We start from the raw sequence: 15055 nt of genomic DNA on the forward strand, positions 1-15055 counted from the left end.
ATTTTTAACAAGAAAATGCTTGATATTTGGGTTTTCCTGGTTTTTTAAATCGGGATTGGTGCTTTTTTATTTTTTCAAGGAGTTTTTATGAAGAAGTTTTTGTGGATTTTGGCTTTGGGCCTTTTTCTTTCCGCTTGTGGCAAGGACGCTGATAAGGCTATTGATCAGGCTAAGGAGGTTGAAAAAGTTTCAGATCAAGACTCTTTGACTGAGGATGATTTATTCTTTTCTGATTTTAACCTGGTTTCCGTCATGGATGGGGAGGTTGTAAGTATCATTTCGGATATGAAAAATCTTGGAGATGATACCTATGCCTATCCTGTTCCTTTGTCTGATGATCTTTTTGTTTTTGCTACAGGTTCTGGAGGTTTCTATACTAGCACTCTTATGAAGATTGTGGGCAAGGAGATTAAGGAAATTTATATAATTAAGGACCAAGAATTTTTGCCATCTGCTAAGGTTGGCGATAAGGTTTATGGGGTTTTCAGTGGCAATGTTAACCTCAGTAAATTTGATTGTATTTCTGCCTACGGTGAGATAGACCTTAAAACTGGCAAGACCAATATTTTTGAGGCTCTTAAAATGAAGGATTCTAATGGATTTTTGCAAGGTATTGGTTTTACTGACAAGGAGATTCGCTATATTAAACATAATATGTCTGGTGATTTTCCGGAAAAATTGTATAGGCTTGATTTATCTAAGGGCTATGACCAAGAGCCTGAAGAAGTCGGAAATGTCGAAGGTTTTACCTGGCTTCAGTCAGTCAAGTATGACAAGGATGGCAAGGATAATTACGAAATTCTTGATGTAGACTTTGACGATGAAGGCAAGTCTTATATTAATGATATTGAGTGTCCGTCAGAAGAAGGTACTCAGTTTATTTCGGCTGGGCCAAATATAATATTTCAAAATTTCATTGACCCTGAAAAGGATCCTTATTTGTTCAAGATGGATATACTCAATTTCGTGACTGGAGACTTTGTTGCTAAAGACCTAGAAGCCTACGGTTATAGGGTTTTTAAGGGCAAGCTTTATTATCTGGATAAGGATAAGAAGGTCCAAGTTTTGGATGGTTTTAAATAAAATTTTTGACAAAATTTATAAAACGCCTGCAAGTTTTTTGGACTTGTGGGTGTTTTTTGTTTTTTTAAGAGTTTTGATTTGCTGGAGGATAGGAAAGCCAGGCTAAGGCTTGACTGGATTTGGATTTTGCCAAGATGAGCTTATTTCAATTTGGGTTTTGCCTTGGCCTTTGCTTTTAAATTCCATTATGGAAATTTTTGGGATAATTTTTCCTAGAAAACAAGGACCCTGACGGGTCCTTTTGTGTTGAGAAAGTATATGAACTTAGGTTATTCCGACAGAAAAGCCGCTAGGCTCTGACGAGGAATCTCATAAATTAGCGATTTCTTTATGGGATTTTCAAATATTAATCATTGAAACATTTAATTAATTTTGCTTGTCAACAAGCTGTGAACTGACCCCCAAAAGTTAGACCTAAAAACTAACTAAAGGAGGTCAGTTTTTTAATGGCAAAATATAGTACAGAATTCAAAATGAAAGTAGTAAAAGAATATTTGGAGTCTAAAAACTCATATACAAATTTATCAGAAAAATATTGTATATCGGATAAAAGTGTAATAAGAAGATGGGTAAATGCATACAAATCACAAGGCTATGAAGGACTAAAAGTAAAAAGAGAAAATACACAATATACTTTGGAATTTAAGTTAAATGTAGTAAACTTGTACTTAACAGGAGAAATGTCCTATCAAAGCCTAGCAAATGAATTAAAGATAAACAATCCATCAATGATAGTAAGATGGGTAATAGACTTTAGACAAAAAGGCATAGAAGGACTGAAATCTAAAAAGAGAGGAAGACCTTCAAAAATGTCAAAGACCCAAAAGAAATCAAAAGACTCTAAAACAGAATCATCAGCACAATTAACCAACGAAGAAGATAATTCCTTAAATGAAGCACAACTAAAAGAAAAAATAAAGAAATTAGAAGAAAAAAACTATTGGCTCCAACTAGAAAATGATGCAATAAAAAAAAAGATAGAATTATCTCAAATGACAGATACAGAAATAAGACAATTGCTGAAACAATTGAAGTCTTAAGAAGTAAATACAAACTAAAAGACTTGTTAAAATACTTTAATATTGCCAAATCAACATACATGTATTAGCAAAAACGATTAAATAAACCAAATAAAGATATAGAGATAGAAAAGAAAATACTAAACATAAGAAAAGACAATCCAAACTATGGCTACAGAAGAATAACAGCCATGTTAAAAAGATCAGGACTAATAATAAACAAAAAGAAAGTACAAAGATTAGTTCAAAAGTTAAAACTTCAAGTAAAAAGTTATTCACGAAAATCTAGAAAATACTCATCCTACAAAGGACAAGTAGGAAAAATATCAGACAACAAAATAAAAAGAAACTTCAAAGTAGAAAAACCATACATAAAAATAACAACAGACACAACAGAATTTAAGTATTTAGAAAAAGATAAAACAGGAACCTACCAAATAAAGAAACTCTATCTAAACCCATACCTAGACATGTACAACAGTGAAATACTAAGCTATGAAATATCAAAACAACCAACAATAGAACCAATCTTGAAAGCCTTAGACAAAGCAATAAAGGTAACTAAAAAAAGTAAAGAAGAAAGAATATTCCACTCAGATCAAGGCTGGGCATATCAAACAAAGAAATATACATCAAGACTTGAAACAAACGGCATCACCCAATCTATGTCAAGAAAAGGCAACTGCTTAGACAACTCACCAATGGAAAACTTCTTTGGAATATTAAAACAAGAAATATATTACGGAAGAAAATTCTATTCATACGAACACTTAAAACAGACAATAGAAGATTTCATAGAATATTACAACGAAGAAAGAATAAAAGAAAAATTAGGATACTTATCACCAATAGAATACAGAAAGAAGAATGCAACATAAAAATTTCCTACCCCTAGGGGTAGGAAAGAACAAAGAAATACCAGAGCTAGTTTAGTTCTAACTCTGGTATTAGGTCCAACTTTGTGGGGTCACCTTACTGTGGACCCTAGGGCTCCTTTTTATTATAATTTTCCCTTATAAGGGTTTTCTTTGTCTCCGAATAGCAGTTTTTGGAAGCAGTTGTTTTCTGGATCTTCTTTCTTTAATTCTGGTTTTGCATACCAATATTCTCGGTTGGTATCTTCTTCCATGAAGAGTACTTCTCCCGGATATTCTAGGGCTTTCACAGGATTTTTAGCTATTGTGTACATATTCATTACCCCATCTTTTATATTTTCATCATAGCCCATTTCGTGGGATACGCCTACTTGCTCAAGGTCGTGTAGGTTTGTGCCTGGTAGGTAGACTATGTATTCCTCGCCCTTCATGGATTCGTCAAAATATATGGATGGGTAGTATGTGTCATTAGTAAGGCTTCCTTCGACATCGCCCTCTGTTGGGGTTTGGTATTTTATTTCTTCGAGAGTAAGGGTGTAGGTATGGTCGTCTAATTTTCTAGGCTTGCCGAAACGGCCGGTGTAGAGACAGGCGACTTTTTCGTATCCTCCATAGTAGACACATCCATCAAAGGATCCATCCTTGTAGAAGTAGATAAAATCGCTCATATTGGTGATGTAGGCGTTAAATTCCCTGTCTTCTAGCATGGAGAATATTTCTGAGTCTGGATTTTCTTCGTCTTTTGAGACTTTTTCGTCGTCGGTTTTTTCTTCCTCGGAATCGGCTTCTTTTTTATCCTTGCCTTCTTCCTTTTCTTGGATTTGGGTCTCTTGGACTGGTTTATTTTCTGCTTCTTTATTTTGGTCCTTATCAGCCTTACAAGCTGTGAAGGCTAGGCATAGGGCAAGTCCTCCTAGGATTTTCTTTTTCATGACTTACTCCTTGGTATATTTTTATCATTGTACTTGAGCCTATTATCTTAAGCAATCAGAAGGGCCTGACTTTTGCCAAGAAAAAAGGACCCTTGCGGATCCTTTTGCTTTTATTTTTCTTCTTTTTTCTTACTTAGAACAACAAATGCGATTATTGCTCCTACAAGGACTATCCCCAAGTATCCTACGCCCTTGATACCTGTTTTGACTTGGCTTGCGGCCTTGGTCATGAGTGTTGGGGCGTCTTCTGATTTTACTCCTTGTTCATTTTGGCCTTGGGAGATGGTGACGGTTTCTGGCACGCCTCCGTTTGGGTTTTGTGGGGTGGTTGGAGTTTGGGCTGGTTGGCTAGTTGTTTGGGTGCTTGTTCCTGCCACTTCTGTGGTGTTTACTTCCACATTATTCCCTTCTGGTTTGCCATAAAATGGCTTGATGAAGTTATCTTCGCTTAATGGGAGGGTGTATTGGCCGTTGGCCTTTATTTCTGCATCTTCGATATAATCGTCGTTGTTGGTATTGATATTATCTAGGAAAGTCCTTTGGCTTGATGGAAGTTTTGAATAGGCTTCCTTGATGCCTGGCCTTTTAGATTTGTAGAAGGCTGAGTTTTCGTTTAGGGTTCCATCTACTTTGTTGCCACTTGTCAAAAAGCTTGTTTTTACAAGGTTTGTTGATTGGTGGGAAAAGTCTTTTTTGGCGTTTTCTTCAAGAGTTTTGTCGAGTTTTTCGATTAAATCTTGGGTCCTGGCCTTGTCTAATTCTGTGATTTCTATTCCTGCCTTGACTTTTTTATCTGTCTCTAGAATATAGTTATAAATTTCTTCAAGGCATGGAGTAATGGCATTTTTCTCAGCTTCGCTTGCTCTTTTTAGGCCGTAGGAATTGACTGTTGACTCATAGAAAAGGTAGAGGTTTTTGATGTCTTTTTTGTCAAGTCTGTCTAGGAAAAATAACTTTCCTTGAAGGATATAGGCCTGGACGTCTTTTTTGACACCTTCAACATCTAAGTCTAGGGCAACTTTTTCGCCAGAAGCGTCGATTAGTTGGGAAAGCTCTTCTGTGGCTTTTTCTAAATCTTCCCTTGTGGCAGCCTTTTTATTTAATATGTCGATAAACTTTGTATCGTCAACTTCCTTTAACTCTTTGGCGATTAGAATCTTATTGTAAAGATCAAAGCGTGCTTTGAATTCTTCTTGGTAGGCTGGGTCGCTTTCGTAAGATTCTTTTGTAGTTTTTTCTTCGTTTTTTTCCGGGCTTTGGGCCTTTTTTTCGCTAGATGTTAGGATTTCAAATAGCGAAGGTGTTTTATTTGCTTCGTCCGCAAAAGCCTTGGATCCTGTCCCAAATATAAGGGCACAAGCTAGGGCTGTTGCTAGAGTTTTCTTAAATTTATTCATAAATCTTCCTTTTTTTGCTTATACTGTATTCATTATATTTATTTTTATTGTAAAATCAATATAAAATCTTTATTTATCCGAGGTATATAAATAGCCTAGATGATTAAAAAATAAAGGTCTGGCAAGATTTCAGGGCAGATTTTGAAAAGATGAAAGGTGAGGTCATTAAGGAGGAAAAAGGCCAATCATATTGACAAGCCTTGCCAATAATTTATAATTATCTTAAGAATAAAAGGAGATTTTATGAAAAAAATATTATTAAGCCTAGTGATTATGGTTGGGATTTTGGCGGCTTGTGGGCAACAACAAGTAGTAAGAAAACCTAGCAATGTAAATAAAAATGTAGAAAACCCAAGCCTTTCTAATATGGCAAATGAGGCGTCTTTTGATTTTGTGAAAAAGACCTTAAAGGAAAAACTGGGATCTGACAATGACATGGCAGGGGCCAATGTTGACAAGTTTATGGATATGGTTAATGACTACAACAAGTCAGTTGGCGAGGAAAACCTCATTGGCGATTTTAAGGAAGACCTAAATCCGACTTACGATACCGGAAAATTAATTGAAAATAGACAAAAGGCCAAAAAAAAATTTCCCGATACAAATTGCAGGATCAATGCCTATTTGCTTGCTGTGGCCAATATGAAAATCCAAAGGGCGGGCAATCCTGATGACGAGATGCTTTTTATGGACCTTGAAAAAATCAAGGAAGGCCATCTTTTTGACGGCCAAGTTAGTGAAACTTTTAGGAAATTTTTCTCAAGGGTGCCTACAAATGGATCTAAAAATCCAGAAGACCAGGCCAAGGTCATGGAAAAATATTTTGAAGGCTGGTCCTTTCCCAAAGACGCTAGTTTGGTTTCAGTTGTAATCCACGATAATTTGGACGGAAATTATTTATTTATCGGCCATATTGGAGTTCTTGTTAAAACTGACGAGGGATATTTATTTGTAGAAAAAATCTCCTTCGAAGAGCCTTATCAGGCCATAAAATTCCACAACCGCCAAGCTGTTTACGATTATCTAAAAGACAAATTCAAAGACTACACTGACCCAAACACCTGTCCGCCATTTGTGATGGATAATGGGGAATATGTAGGTTAGGAGGAAAGAAAAATGGAAATAAAAGTTGGAATATTACCAGAAAAAGACCAAGTCTTGGCCCTTTACGAAGACGCAGGCTGGACTGCCTATACTGATGAGCCAGACATCTTGATGAATGCTATAGAAAATTCCCTAAAGGTTTGGACCCTTTGGGATGGGGAAAAACTAATAGGCCTGGCAAGGACAATAGGAGATGGGGCCACAATTTGCTACCTCCAAGATATCTTGATTTTAAAAGCCTACCAGGGCCAAGGTCTTGGCAGCGATTTATTAAAAGAAGTCATGAAAGAAAACCAAAACATCCGCCAATTTGTACTCTTAACTGATGATGCAGAAGAAACAAAAAACTTTTATAAAAAAGTGGGCTTAAAGGAAGTTGGCGATTATTATTGCAAAGCTTTTATGAAGTGAGAGCGTGATTTTTGGATTTCTTAATCAGAAAAGAGATTTTTTTGATATTTATCATATAAAATCTTTTTTTTATGAAAAAAATTTGGTTAAAATAATTCTTTTTTGGGTAGTAGTTAAACAAGAGGGCAGGTGAGGTTAAATGAAAGTCGATGTATAAAACACTCTATTTGATTATATAGTTATAAGTTACATAATAGAGGTTAGAAAGTGAAGGAAGGAATATGGAGATTAAGAAAAATTCTGCTGCTGGGACTTTAGAGTCAAATGATTGCCTTATCAGGCTAGAGGAAAGCGATTTCATTGAAATTGTTCTCAATTCGCCTGTAGAGTATGAATTTGGTGATCAAATTAGAAAAGTAGTAGAAGATGTACTTAAAGAAGCTGGCATTAATAAAGTTAGGGTCATGATTGAAGATAAGGGTGCTCTTGATTGTACCATTGCAGCAAGGCTTAAAACAGCGATTGGAAGGGCTCAATGAAAACTTTAAGAACAATGTTATTTATGCCTGGAAATAATCCGGGAATGTTGGTATCAGCCGACAACCTAGAAGCAGATGCTATTATTTATGACCTAGAAGACGCTGTTTCCTCTAGCCAAAAAGATGCGGCTAGGGACCTAGTCGCTAATGCTCTTAGGACTCTTTCTTATAAGAATTCAATAGTCACTGTAAGGATAAATCCAACTGATTCGCCTTATTGGAAGGATGATCTTAGAGCGATAATACCAGCAGGGCCAGACGGGTTGGTTATACCAAAATCCAACAAAGATACAGCCAAGGAAGTTTTTGATTTTATAGATGCATTTACTAAAGAAAAAAATATAGAAAATAATTTGAGATATTATATGCTTGTTGAAAGTGCCAGGGGCATCTTGGAGCTTGAGGACATAGTAAAACAATCTGATAAAATCGAAGGACTTCTCCTAGGTGCAGAAGATTATACTGTTGATATGCAAGTTAAAAGAACAGAAGGTTCGGCAGAGATTGCCTTTGCTAGGTACAGGATAGCAACTGTTGCTAAGGCTTATGGTTTAAACGCTATTGATACACCTTATACAGACCTTGATAATAAGGAAGGTTTGAAGAAGGACACAGACTTTGTAAAAACCATTGGTTTTAATGGCAGACTTATAGTTGGTCCTCGACAAGTTTTTGCAGTAAATGAAATGTTTTCACCAAGTCAGGCTGAAATCGAAGATGCAAAAATCATTGTCAGTCAGGCAGAAGAAGCAGAGAGAAAAGGACTTGGAGTATTCTCTTTTAGGGGCAAGATGGTTGATAAACCAGTTATCACAAGGTCATCCAACCTATTGAAATCTGCTAAAGAATGGGGGCTAATATGAAAAATGTAGACTTAGAAGCTCTAAATTTAAAGAAATTTAAATCATCCAAGGCCTATGTTGATAAAAAAACTTATCATTTTGAAAAAGCTGTTAAGCCTGAAATAGTTAGTTTTGATCAAGTTTTTAATAAGCTTGACCTAAGGGATGGAATGACTGTATCTTTCCACCACCACCTCAGAAATGGGGACTATGTCCTAAATATGGTCATGGAAAAACTCCATCAAAGGGGGCTAAAGAATTTAAAACTTGCAGCAAGTTCAATTTTTGCCTGCCACGCTCCTTTGGTAGAAATGATAGACGATGGGACTGTGACAGATATAGAGACTTCTTATATGTCAGGACCTGTAGCCCAGGCTGTATCTCGTGGCAAGCTTAAAAATCCAGTTTATATCACAACCCATGGTGGTAGGCCTAGGTCTATTTACGAGGGAGACCTAAAGATAGATGTTGCCTTTGTGGCAAGTCCAAGTGTGGACAAAGACGGGGCTATGGATGGGTCTGTTGGAAAGTCAGCTTGTGGTTCATTAGGATATGCTGTCGCTGATGCTATGTGTGCTAAAAAGGTCGTTGCCATCACAGATAATTTAATTGATAAGTGTGAAAATCCTGATATTAAACCAGGTTTTGCAGATTATATTGTAGAAATTGACCAAATTGGCGATCCAAGCGGTATAGTTTCAGGTACAACCCAAGTTACCAAAGACCCACTAGGTCTTAAAATTGCAAGACTTACAGCAAGGTTGATTGATGAATTAGGTCTTATCAAAGATGGTTTTTCTATGCAGACAGGTGCAGGTGGTATCTCACTAGCTGTGGCAAATGAAGTTAAAGACCTAATGGAAGCGAAGGATGTCAAGGGCTCTTTTGGTTCGGGCGGTATTACAGGATTTTTTGTAGAAATGCTTGAAAAAGGACTTTTTGAAAGTCTAGAGGATGTTCAGTGTTTTGACTTAGAAGCTATCAAGTCTTCAAAGAGGAATGAAAACCACCACAAGATTTCTGGTTCCAAATATGCTAATCCGAACGATGACTGTGTAGCCGAGAAGCTTGATTGCGTTATCCTTGGAGCAAGCGAGATAGATAAGGACTTTAATATTAATGTCACTACAGGATCTGATGGAATCATATTAGGTGGTTCTGGCGGTCACGCTGACACAGCAACAGGTGCTAAGCTTACAATAATTACAACAAAATTATTCAACGCTAGGGTGTCAGCTGTTGTTGATAAGGTAAGAACCATTACTACACCAGGTGAGGTAGTAGATGCCTTAGTTACAGAATATGGCATAGCAATAAATCCAGCAAGGACTGACCTATTAGAGGCTCTCAAGGATACAAAATTAGAGCTAAAAACTATTGATGAACTCTACGATATAGCCGCATCCCTAACTGGATATCCAAAAAAACGTGAAAAATCTGATGAAATAGTAGGGTTTTCTGTCTTTAGAGATGGCACAATCCTAGATACTATATCAAAAGTCGAATGATATTTAAAAAAATAATAATTGGAGGAAAAAATGGAAGACAATAGAATACTTGGCGTATCTTGGCCATTATTTTTCGTATTAGCTGCTATAATGTGTGTAGCTGTTTACTTAGAAGTACTACCAATAGGTCTTATTGGGGCCTTCTTATTGATGTTAGTTGTTGGTGAGTTTTTAAACTTTGCAGGTAACCGTATTCCTATAATTAACACCTACTTTGGTGGTGGAGCTGTTGTAGCCATCTTTGGCGGGGCAGCCCTAGTATATTTCAAATTATTACCAGAAACAACCAAGAATTTAATAGACACCTTTATGAAAACAGGTGAAGGGAAGATGGGCTTTTTGGATTTCTACATCTCAGCCCTAATTACAGGATCAATCCTTGGTATGAATAGAAAATTACTTATTAAGGCAGCAGTTAGGTACCTACCAGCCATCCTTGGCGGTGTAGTTGCATCTTTAGCCCTAGTATCAATCGGTGGTATGTTCTGCGGTTATACACCAGGTGAAGCTATGGCCTATATTGGTATTCCAATCATGGGTGGTGGAATGGGCGCAGGTGCTGTTCCAATTTCAGAAATATTCTCATCAGCCCTAAATGTTGATACAGAAGAAATTATGTCAAAATTAGTTCCAGCAGTTGCCCTAGGTAATGCATTAGCTATAGTTGCTGGTGGCCTTTTAAACAGACTTGGCCAAGCCAAACCAGAATGGACAGGTAACGGCCAACTTATGAGAAGTACAGATGATGAAATCAAGGCAGAAAACAGGGAAGTAGTTTTAAAACCAGGTGAATACGCAACAGGTATAGTTCTTGCTACAGCATTTTTCACTCTTGGCGCTATCATTGCCTTTGCAATGAAAAAAGTTGGAATAAATATCCACACCTATGCTTGGATGATTATCTCAGTTGCTGTAATCAAGGCAATTAATATTCTTCCAGAAAAATATACAGACGCAGCAGCTGGTTGGTATGCTTTTATAGCTAAAAACTTCACACCATTGTTACTAGTTGGTATAGGTGTTTCTTACACATCTTTACAACAAATAATCGAACACTTCTCCCTAGTTTATCTATTCTTAGTAGCCCTAGTAGTTTTGGGAGCCATCCTAGGTTCAGCCATAGTTGGCAAACTTGTAGGTTTCTATCCAATAGAAGCAGCTATTACAGCTGGTTTATGTATGGCCAATATGGGTGGTACAGGCGATGTTGCAGTACTAACTGCAGCTAATAGGATGGAATTAATGCCATTTGCTCAAATTTCTTCAAGACTTGGTGGTGCCTTCATAATTCTTTTGGCATCAATTTTGGTACCATTATTCTTTGGGTAGTAAAATAGTTTATGAAAGGAAGTAGAATATATGGACGTATATGAAATAGCACTAAAAAAACACGAAGAATGGCAAGGCAAGGTCGCAACAGAAGTAAAGGCTAAGGTTTTAAATGCAGAAGATTTAACCTATGCTTATACACCTGGTGTAGCTGAACCTTGTAGAAAAATTCATGAAGATGAATCAAAAGCCTATGTTTACACATCAAAGGCAAATACAATCGCAGTTGTGTCAGATGGCACAGCCGTCTTAGGACTTGGAGATATTGGACCTAAGGCCGCCATGCCAGTAATGGAAGGTAAGGCAGTACTTTTCAAAGAATTTGGAGATGTGAACGCAGTTCCAATTGTTCTTGATACCAAAGATCCAGATGAAATCATCGAAACAGTTAAAAATATTGCCCCTGGTTTTGGTGGTATTAACCTTGAAGATATTTCATCACCTAGGTGTGTTTATATAGAAAATAAGCTTAAAGAAATCCTTGATATACCAGTATTTCATGATGACCAACACGGTACAGCTATAGTGACTGTAGCTGCTCTAATCAATGCCCTAAAAATAGTTGGCAAAAAGGCAGAAGATATTAAAATCATAGTATCTGGAGCAGGTGCAGCTGGTTATTCTATAACCAAACTACTCTTAGACCTAGGAGTTAAAAATATAATTGCTTGTGACTCAAGGGGAACAATCAATAAAAGCCACCTTGAAGGCTCAAACCCTGTAAAGGCTGAACTAGCAAAGATAACTAATAAGGAAAACTTTGTTGGAACTTTAAAAGAAGCTATCAAGGGTTGTGATGTCTTTGTAGGTGTATCTGCACCTGGAGTTATTGATGAAAATGACATCAAGAACATGGCTGCTGACCCAATAGTATTTGCCATGGCAAATCCAGTTCCAGAAATCGACCCAGCCTTAGCTAAAAAAGCAGGAGCTAAAGTTGTTGCTACAGGAAGGTCAGACTTCCCTAACCAAATCAACAATGTCTTAGCTTTCCCAGGTATTTTTAGAGGGGCTCTTGATATCCATGCAAAAGAAATCACAGACGCTATGAAACTAGCTGCTGCTAAAGCCCTTGCTGGTCTTGTAAGTGAAGATAAATTGTCAGCTGACTATGTAATTCCAGGTGCCTTCGAAGAAGGCGTGGCAGAAGTAGTAGCCAAGGCAGTTAAGGATGAATACAAAAAGTAAGGTTTTAAAGAATTAGTAAAATCGTTCCAAGCTAAGAAAATTCGACTTGGAACGATTTTTCTTATGTGGGGAGAAGTATGGGTAAATATTTTAAAGGTAAAACTTATGTAGATCTCAAAGAAGTACTTGAAAATAGGGACAGGAGGAGGAAGAAGATTAGAAAAAAATTACTAATCCATCCAGAAAAAACTGTCATATCCTATAAGCTAAATATACCTGGGCCAGAAAAAATCAATAGTGGTCTTGTCGCTATCTTTGATAGGGGGCTTAAAGAAATAACAGAAAAAATCAAGGAGTTGGCTTGGGATTTTGAGATTTCTGAAATCTGGGAGGCAAAGACTGGCAAGGAAGCCATAATCCTTGTAGATGGGGATGGTTTTGATGTAAAAAGAGCCATGGTTGACATAGAGGAAGGTTCAAGTTTAGCTAGGCTTTTTGATATAGATGTAAGTAGGAAGGGCTATGATATATCTAGAAAAGACCTAGGACTAAGTGAACGCAAATGCCTAATATGTGACAAGCCGGTAACCAGCTGTGCTAGGTCAAGAAGACATTCAGTTGAAGAAATGCAGGCTTGTATAGAAAAAATCCTAGAAGACTATCTTAGTTAATAGTCATCTAGGATTTATTTTGAATTTTTTTGATAATGGCTTGGGCTCTTTCAGACATAATAAAGTCGTAGGTTGGTTGGGGAAGTAGGGGTTTAAGGGCATCGAAATTAGCTTCCTTGATGAGTTTTCTCACCCTTGATGCCGATATATCTTCGCCTTTTATCTTTATTCTTTCTACCAAGTCAATCTCAATTCCTGCCTTTGGAAGGGTTTCTATTAGGGTTTGATTGTAAATATCAGTTGTTGATCCAGGGACTTCTGTTCCTATATATCTTTTTTTGATGCCAAGATTTTTGGCAATCTTGGTAAAAATTTCTGCATCAAGTCTAGCTTGAGCCTTTATTACATCTGGTTCATTTTTTATAAAGTAGGATGGAAAGGTTGCTGATGAAATCAGGTAGTCCTTACATTCTTGGTAGATTATATTATCAAGATGGCTAGTTGACGCTATTATCAGTTCTCTTCTAGTCTTGTAGTCAAAATCAGAAAGGTCATCTGTGACAATAAAAAGGTGGACAAGGTCGTTTTCCTTGGCAGCTTTTTCTACAAGATAGAGGTGACCCTTGGTAAAGGGATTGGCATTTATCACCATGCCTGCTACATTTTCGTAGGGCTTATCAGCTTTATTTAGGCTATCAAGGTATGAAGCGAAACCATTTTTTTCATTTTCCATAAAACAAAGAACTCCATCAACCCTAGCTATTTCATAAAAACCTAGGCTCTTAAAAAAATGAGCCGAAGCTAACTTGGCATAGAGGTAGAGTTTGTAATAGCCTCTAGAATTTGCTTCAGAAATCAAGTGGCTAATTAGGGTGTTCATTAAAGCCTCGCCCTGTCTTGAGGAATCTACAGCCAGGCTTCTAAGAGTATTTTTAAAAAGGCAGCCAGTTGCAATTACCTCTCCTTTATCAAAAATAGCTGCCAAATAATCTGTATTTTTATCTCTTTTTATGCCTTCATTAGCTAGGAGTCTATCAACCTGGTCAAGAGATTTTTTATCTGTCTTGTAAACTTCCGAAACTATGTAATTATTCATATAATCTCCTTAAATAGTAGACGGTTTTAGTTAGGGTAAAGATATCAGCCACTCCACCGCTACTGATATTGTTTTTTAAGTAATAATCGTTTAAATCTTCCAACTTATTATCGATATTGATCCCTTTAATATGGGCCTTGTAAAGATTAAGGGCTTGATTTTGGAGAAATCTTAATGTCTTCAAATTTGACCTGGAAAAGGTGGTTGTATCGTCAATCCTTGCTAGCAAGATTAAAGTCAAAATCTCATCAGTCATTTGCTCTTTTTCATAGGCTAGGCTAAGGTCGAAAATTTCTTTGAAACCCGAAAGAGGGAAGGACCTTACGTCTTTGATGCCAAGTTTTTTGTAATGGTTTGGCTTTTGTTGTTTTTTGTAATCATTAACGAGTGGATGGGAAAAGTTTTTTATAAAGATAGGAGCTTCTTCAAAAGACTTTGACTTAAAAAGACCGTAAACTAGGATAAGAATAAGGAAAATAAAGCCCTTATAGGTATTTACTCCGCCAGTTGACTCGTACATTTTCTTTTCAATCTCCCTGCCCATCATACGGAGCTGGTCGAAAGTTTCAATCTTATCCCAGTCGCTAGTTTCGATAGCGTCGCAAATAGCACTTGAAGAGGTCAGAAAGTCCTGATAGGTCATATCCTTGTGAGAACCTTGAGATTTATAATTTACACAACCAAAGGAGAGGTCGCGACTAAGCTCATCATCTACTGCAAGCTTAATAGCCTGACTAATATTTTTAATATCCATAACAATTAACACCAAGCTCCTCTGTAAGACTTGAAGCTAGCAAAGAAATACTCGCAAAACTAACTTCTATTACTTTAATTATACACAAAGGGGATTTATAAGTAAATCGTTTGGAAGGGATGTCGTATTTTGAAATACTTGTAAAGAAAAGGAGAGCTTTCGCTAGGCGAGAACTCTCCTTTTCTAAGTTATTTTGTAAATTATCCTTTAAGACCATCAGCTTGTCTTTGCATGTTTTCTACGACTATGTCGTGGATGTCGCCTAGGCTTGCGGCGTATTCTAGGACTTCCCATGGTTTGTTGGAGTGGAAGTGGATTTTTATAAGGTCTTCATCTCCCACTGCAAGTAGGCTGTCGCCTTCTAGGTTGTCTGAAATGTAGTCGAAGATTTCGTCTTCGTCTAGGTCTTTGTCTGTCCTTGCGATTAGCATTTGGCAATCGAATTGAAATTCAATTTTTTCGCCTGGTTTAAATTCGTGCATTTTTA

The 15055-nt window shown here is 37.0% G+C and carries 15 protein-coding genes and 1 pseudogene; 11 read left to right on the plus strand and 5 right to left on the minus strand.

Annotation, left to right across the window (positions count from 1 at the left end; genetic code table 11):
- Positions 1–87 precede the first annotated feature (87 nt).
- From K8P03_RS04775 to K8P03_RS04785, 3 genes and pseudogenes are all read left to right on the plus strand, one after another.
- Positions 88–1083, plus strand: coding sequence for a hypothetical protein (locus K8P03_RS04775; RefSeq protein WP_223418830.1), 996 nt, complete (start codon positions 88–90; stop codon positions 1081–1083).
- 446 nt (positions 1084–1529) lie between these two features.
- Positions 1530–2123, plus strand: coding sequence for a helix-turn-helix domain-containing protein (locus K8P03_RS04780; protein WP_223418833.1), 594 nt, complete (start codon positions 1530–1532; stop codon positions 2121–2123).
- Between the two features lie 92 nt (positions 2124–2215).
- Positions 2216–2980 (plus strand): annotated as a pseudogene (locus K8P03_RS04785) (IS3 family transposase); the annotation flags it as partial.
- Between the two features lie 122 nt (positions 2981–3102).
- On the opposite strand, the gene K8P03_RS04790 reads toward K8P03_RS04785, so the two are convergent.
- Positions 3103–3909, minus strand: coding sequence for a hypothetical protein (locus K8P03_RS04790; RefSeq protein WP_223418835.1), 807 nt, complete (start codon positions 3907–3909; stop codon positions 3103–3105).
- Between the two features lie 110 nt (positions 3910–4019).
- Complete coding sequence (locus K8P03_RS04795; protein ID WP_223418837.1) at positions 4020–5306, minus strand: hypothetical protein; 1287 nt, start codon at positions 5304–5306, stop codon at positions 4020–4022.
- 243 nt (positions 5307–5549) lie between these two features.
- Here K8P03_RS04795 and K8P03_RS04800 point away from each other — a divergent pair, with 243 nt between their 5' ends.
- The 8 genes from K8P03_RS04800 to citX all read left to right on the plus strand — a co-directional run bounded on the left by K8P03_RS04800 (position 5550) and on the right by citX (position 12778).
- The gene (locus K8P03_RS04800; protein WP_223418840.1) at positions 5550–6410 is read left to right on the plus strand and encodes a DUF4300 family protein; all 861 of its coding nucleotides are present in this window, start codon (positions 5550–5552) and stop codon (positions 6408–6410) included.
- A gap of 12 nt (positions 6411–6422) precedes the next feature.
- Complete coding sequence (locus tag K8P03_RS04805; protein WP_223418842.1) at positions 6423–6821, plus strand: GNAT family N-acetyltransferase; 399 nt, start codon at positions 6423–6425, stop codon at positions 6819–6821.
- 221 nt (positions 6822–7042) lie between these two features.
- On the plus strand, positions 7043–7300 hold the full coding sequence (gene citD / locus K8P03_RS04810) for a citrate lyase acyl carrier protein (RefSeq protein WP_223418844.1): 258 nt from the start codon (positions 7043–7045) through the stop codon (positions 7298–7300).
- Entirely contained in the window at positions 7297–8163 is an 867-nt protein-coding gene (locus tag K8P03_RS04815) for an HpcH/HpaI aldolase/citrate lyase family protein (RefSeq protein WP_223418846.1), read from the plus strand. The genes citD and K8P03_RS04815 overlap by 4 nt, the downstream gene beginning before the upstream one ends.
- On the plus strand, positions 8160–9650 hold the full coding sequence (gene citF, locus K8P03_RS04820; protein ID WP_223418848.1) for a citrate lyase subunit alpha: 1491 nt from the start codon (positions 8160–8162) through the stop codon (positions 9648–9650). The genes K8P03_RS04815 and citF overlap by 4 nt, the downstream gene beginning before the upstream one ends.
- A 30-nt stretch (positions 9651–9680) precedes the next feature.
- Positions 9681–10979, plus strand: coding sequence for a 2-hydroxycarboxylate transporter family protein (locus K8P03_RS04825; protein WP_223418850.1), 1299 nt, complete (start codon positions 9681–9683; stop codon positions 10977–10979).
- Between the two features lie 30 nt (positions 10980–11009).
- Entirely contained in the window at positions 11010–12167 is a 1158-nt protein-coding gene (locus K8P03_RS04830; RefSeq protein ID WP_223418852.1) for an NAD(P)-dependent malic enzyme, read from the plus strand.
- A 77-nt stretch (positions 12168–12244) separates the two neighbouring features.
- Positions 12245–12778 carry a citrate lyase holo-[acyl-carrier protein] synthase gene (citX, locus tag K8P03_RS04835; RefSeq protein ID WP_223418855.1) on the plus strand — a complete coding sequence of 178 codons (534 nt, stop codon included), beginning with the start codon at positions 12245–12247 and terminating at the stop codon, positions 12776–12778.
- Positions 12779–12785: 7 nt separating this feature from the next.
- Here the strand turns inward: citX and citC are convergent, their stop codons facing one another.
- The 3 genes from citC to K8P03_RS04850 all read right to left on the minus strand — a co-directional run bounded on the left by citC (position 12786) and on the right by K8P03_RS04850 (position 15050).
- Complete coding sequence (gene citC, locus K8P03_RS04840) at positions 12786–13814, minus strand: [citrate (pro-3S)-lyase] ligase (RefSeq protein WP_223418858.1); 1029 nt, start codon at positions 13812–13814, stop codon at positions 12786–12788.
- A complete protein-coding gene (locus K8P03_RS04845) occupies positions 13807–14568 on the minus strand; it encodes a triphosphoribosyl-dephospho-CoA synthase (RefSeq protein WP_223418860.1) in 762 nt (253 codons plus the stop codon). The genes citC and K8P03_RS04845 overlap by 8 nt, the downstream gene beginning before the upstream one ends.
- Before the next feature lie 200 nt (positions 14569–14768).
- The gene (locus K8P03_RS04850) at positions 14769–15050 is read right to left on the minus strand and encodes a kinase to dihydroxyacetone kinase (RefSeq protein WP_223418862.1); all 282 of its coding nucleotides are present in this window, start codon (positions 15048–15050) and stop codon (positions 14769–14771) included.
- Positions 15051–15055 lie beyond the last annotated feature (5 nt).

The sequence above is a fragment of the Anaerococcus murdochii genome (assembly GCF_019957155.1).
Lineage (GTDB): Bacteria > Bacillota > Clostridia > Tissierellales > Peptoniphilaceae > Anaerococcus > Anaerococcus murdochii.

Bases quoted from the DNA above. Each gene is read 5' to 3' on its own strand.
- K8P03_RS04830 (WP_223418852.1), top strand. From the start codon at position 11,010: ATGGACGTATATGAAATAGCACTAAAAAAACACGAAGAATGGCAAGGC.
- K8P03_RS04780 (WP_223418833.1), top strand. From the start codon at position 1,530: ATGGCAAAATATAGTACAGAATTCAAAATGAAAGTAGTAAAAGAATAT.
- K8P03_RS04790 (WP_223418835.1), bottom strand. From the start codon at position 3,909: ATGAAAAAGAAAATCCTAGGAGGACTTGCCCTATGCCTAGCCTTCACA.
- K8P03_RS04850 (WP_223418862.1), bottom strand. From the start codon at position 15,050: ATGCACGAATTTAAACCAGGCGAAAAAATTGAATTTCAATTCGATTGC.
- K8P03_RS04825 (WP_223418850.1), top strand. From the start codon at position 9,681: ATGGAAGACAATAGAATACTTGGCGTATCTTGGCCATTATTTTTCGTA.
- K8P03_RS04815 (WP_223418846.1), top strand. From the start codon at position 7,297: ATGAAAACTTTAAGAACAATGTTATTTATGCCTGGAAATAATCCGGGA.
- K8P03_RS04800 (WP_223418840.1), top strand. From the start codon at position 5,550: ATGAAAAAAATATTATTAAGCCTAGTGATTATGGTTGGGATTTTGGCG.
- citC (WP_223418858.1), bottom strand. From the start codon at position 13,814: ATGAATAATTACATAGTTTCGGAAGTTTACAAGACAGATAAAAAATCT.
- citX (WP_223418855.1), top strand. From the start codon at position 12,245: ATGGGTAAATATTTTAAAGGTAAAACTTATGTAGATCTCAAAGAAGTA.
- K8P03_RS04795 (WP_223418837.1), bottom strand. From the start codon at position 5,306: ATGAATAAATTTAAGAAAACTCTAGCAACAGCCCTAGCTTGTGCCCTT.
- citD (WP_223418844.1), top strand. From the start codon at position 7,043: ATGGAGATTAAGAAAAATTCTGCTGCTGGGACTTTAGAGTCAAATGAT.
- K8P03_RS04775 (WP_223418830.1), top strand. From the start codon at position 88: ATGAAGAAGTTTTTGTGGATTTTGGCTTTGGGCCTTTTTCTTTCCGCT.
- K8P03_RS04805 (WP_223418842.1), top strand. From the start codon at position 6,423: ATGGAAATAAAAGTTGGAATATTACCAGAAAAAGACCAAGTCTTGGCC.
- citF (WP_223418848.1), top strand. From the start codon at position 8,160: ATGAAAAATGTAGACTTAGAAGCTCTAAATTTAAAGAAATTTAAATCA.
- K8P03_RS04845 (WP_223418860.1), bottom strand. From the start codon at position 14,568: ATGGATATTAAAAATATTAGTCAGGCTATTAAGCTTGCAGTAGATGAT.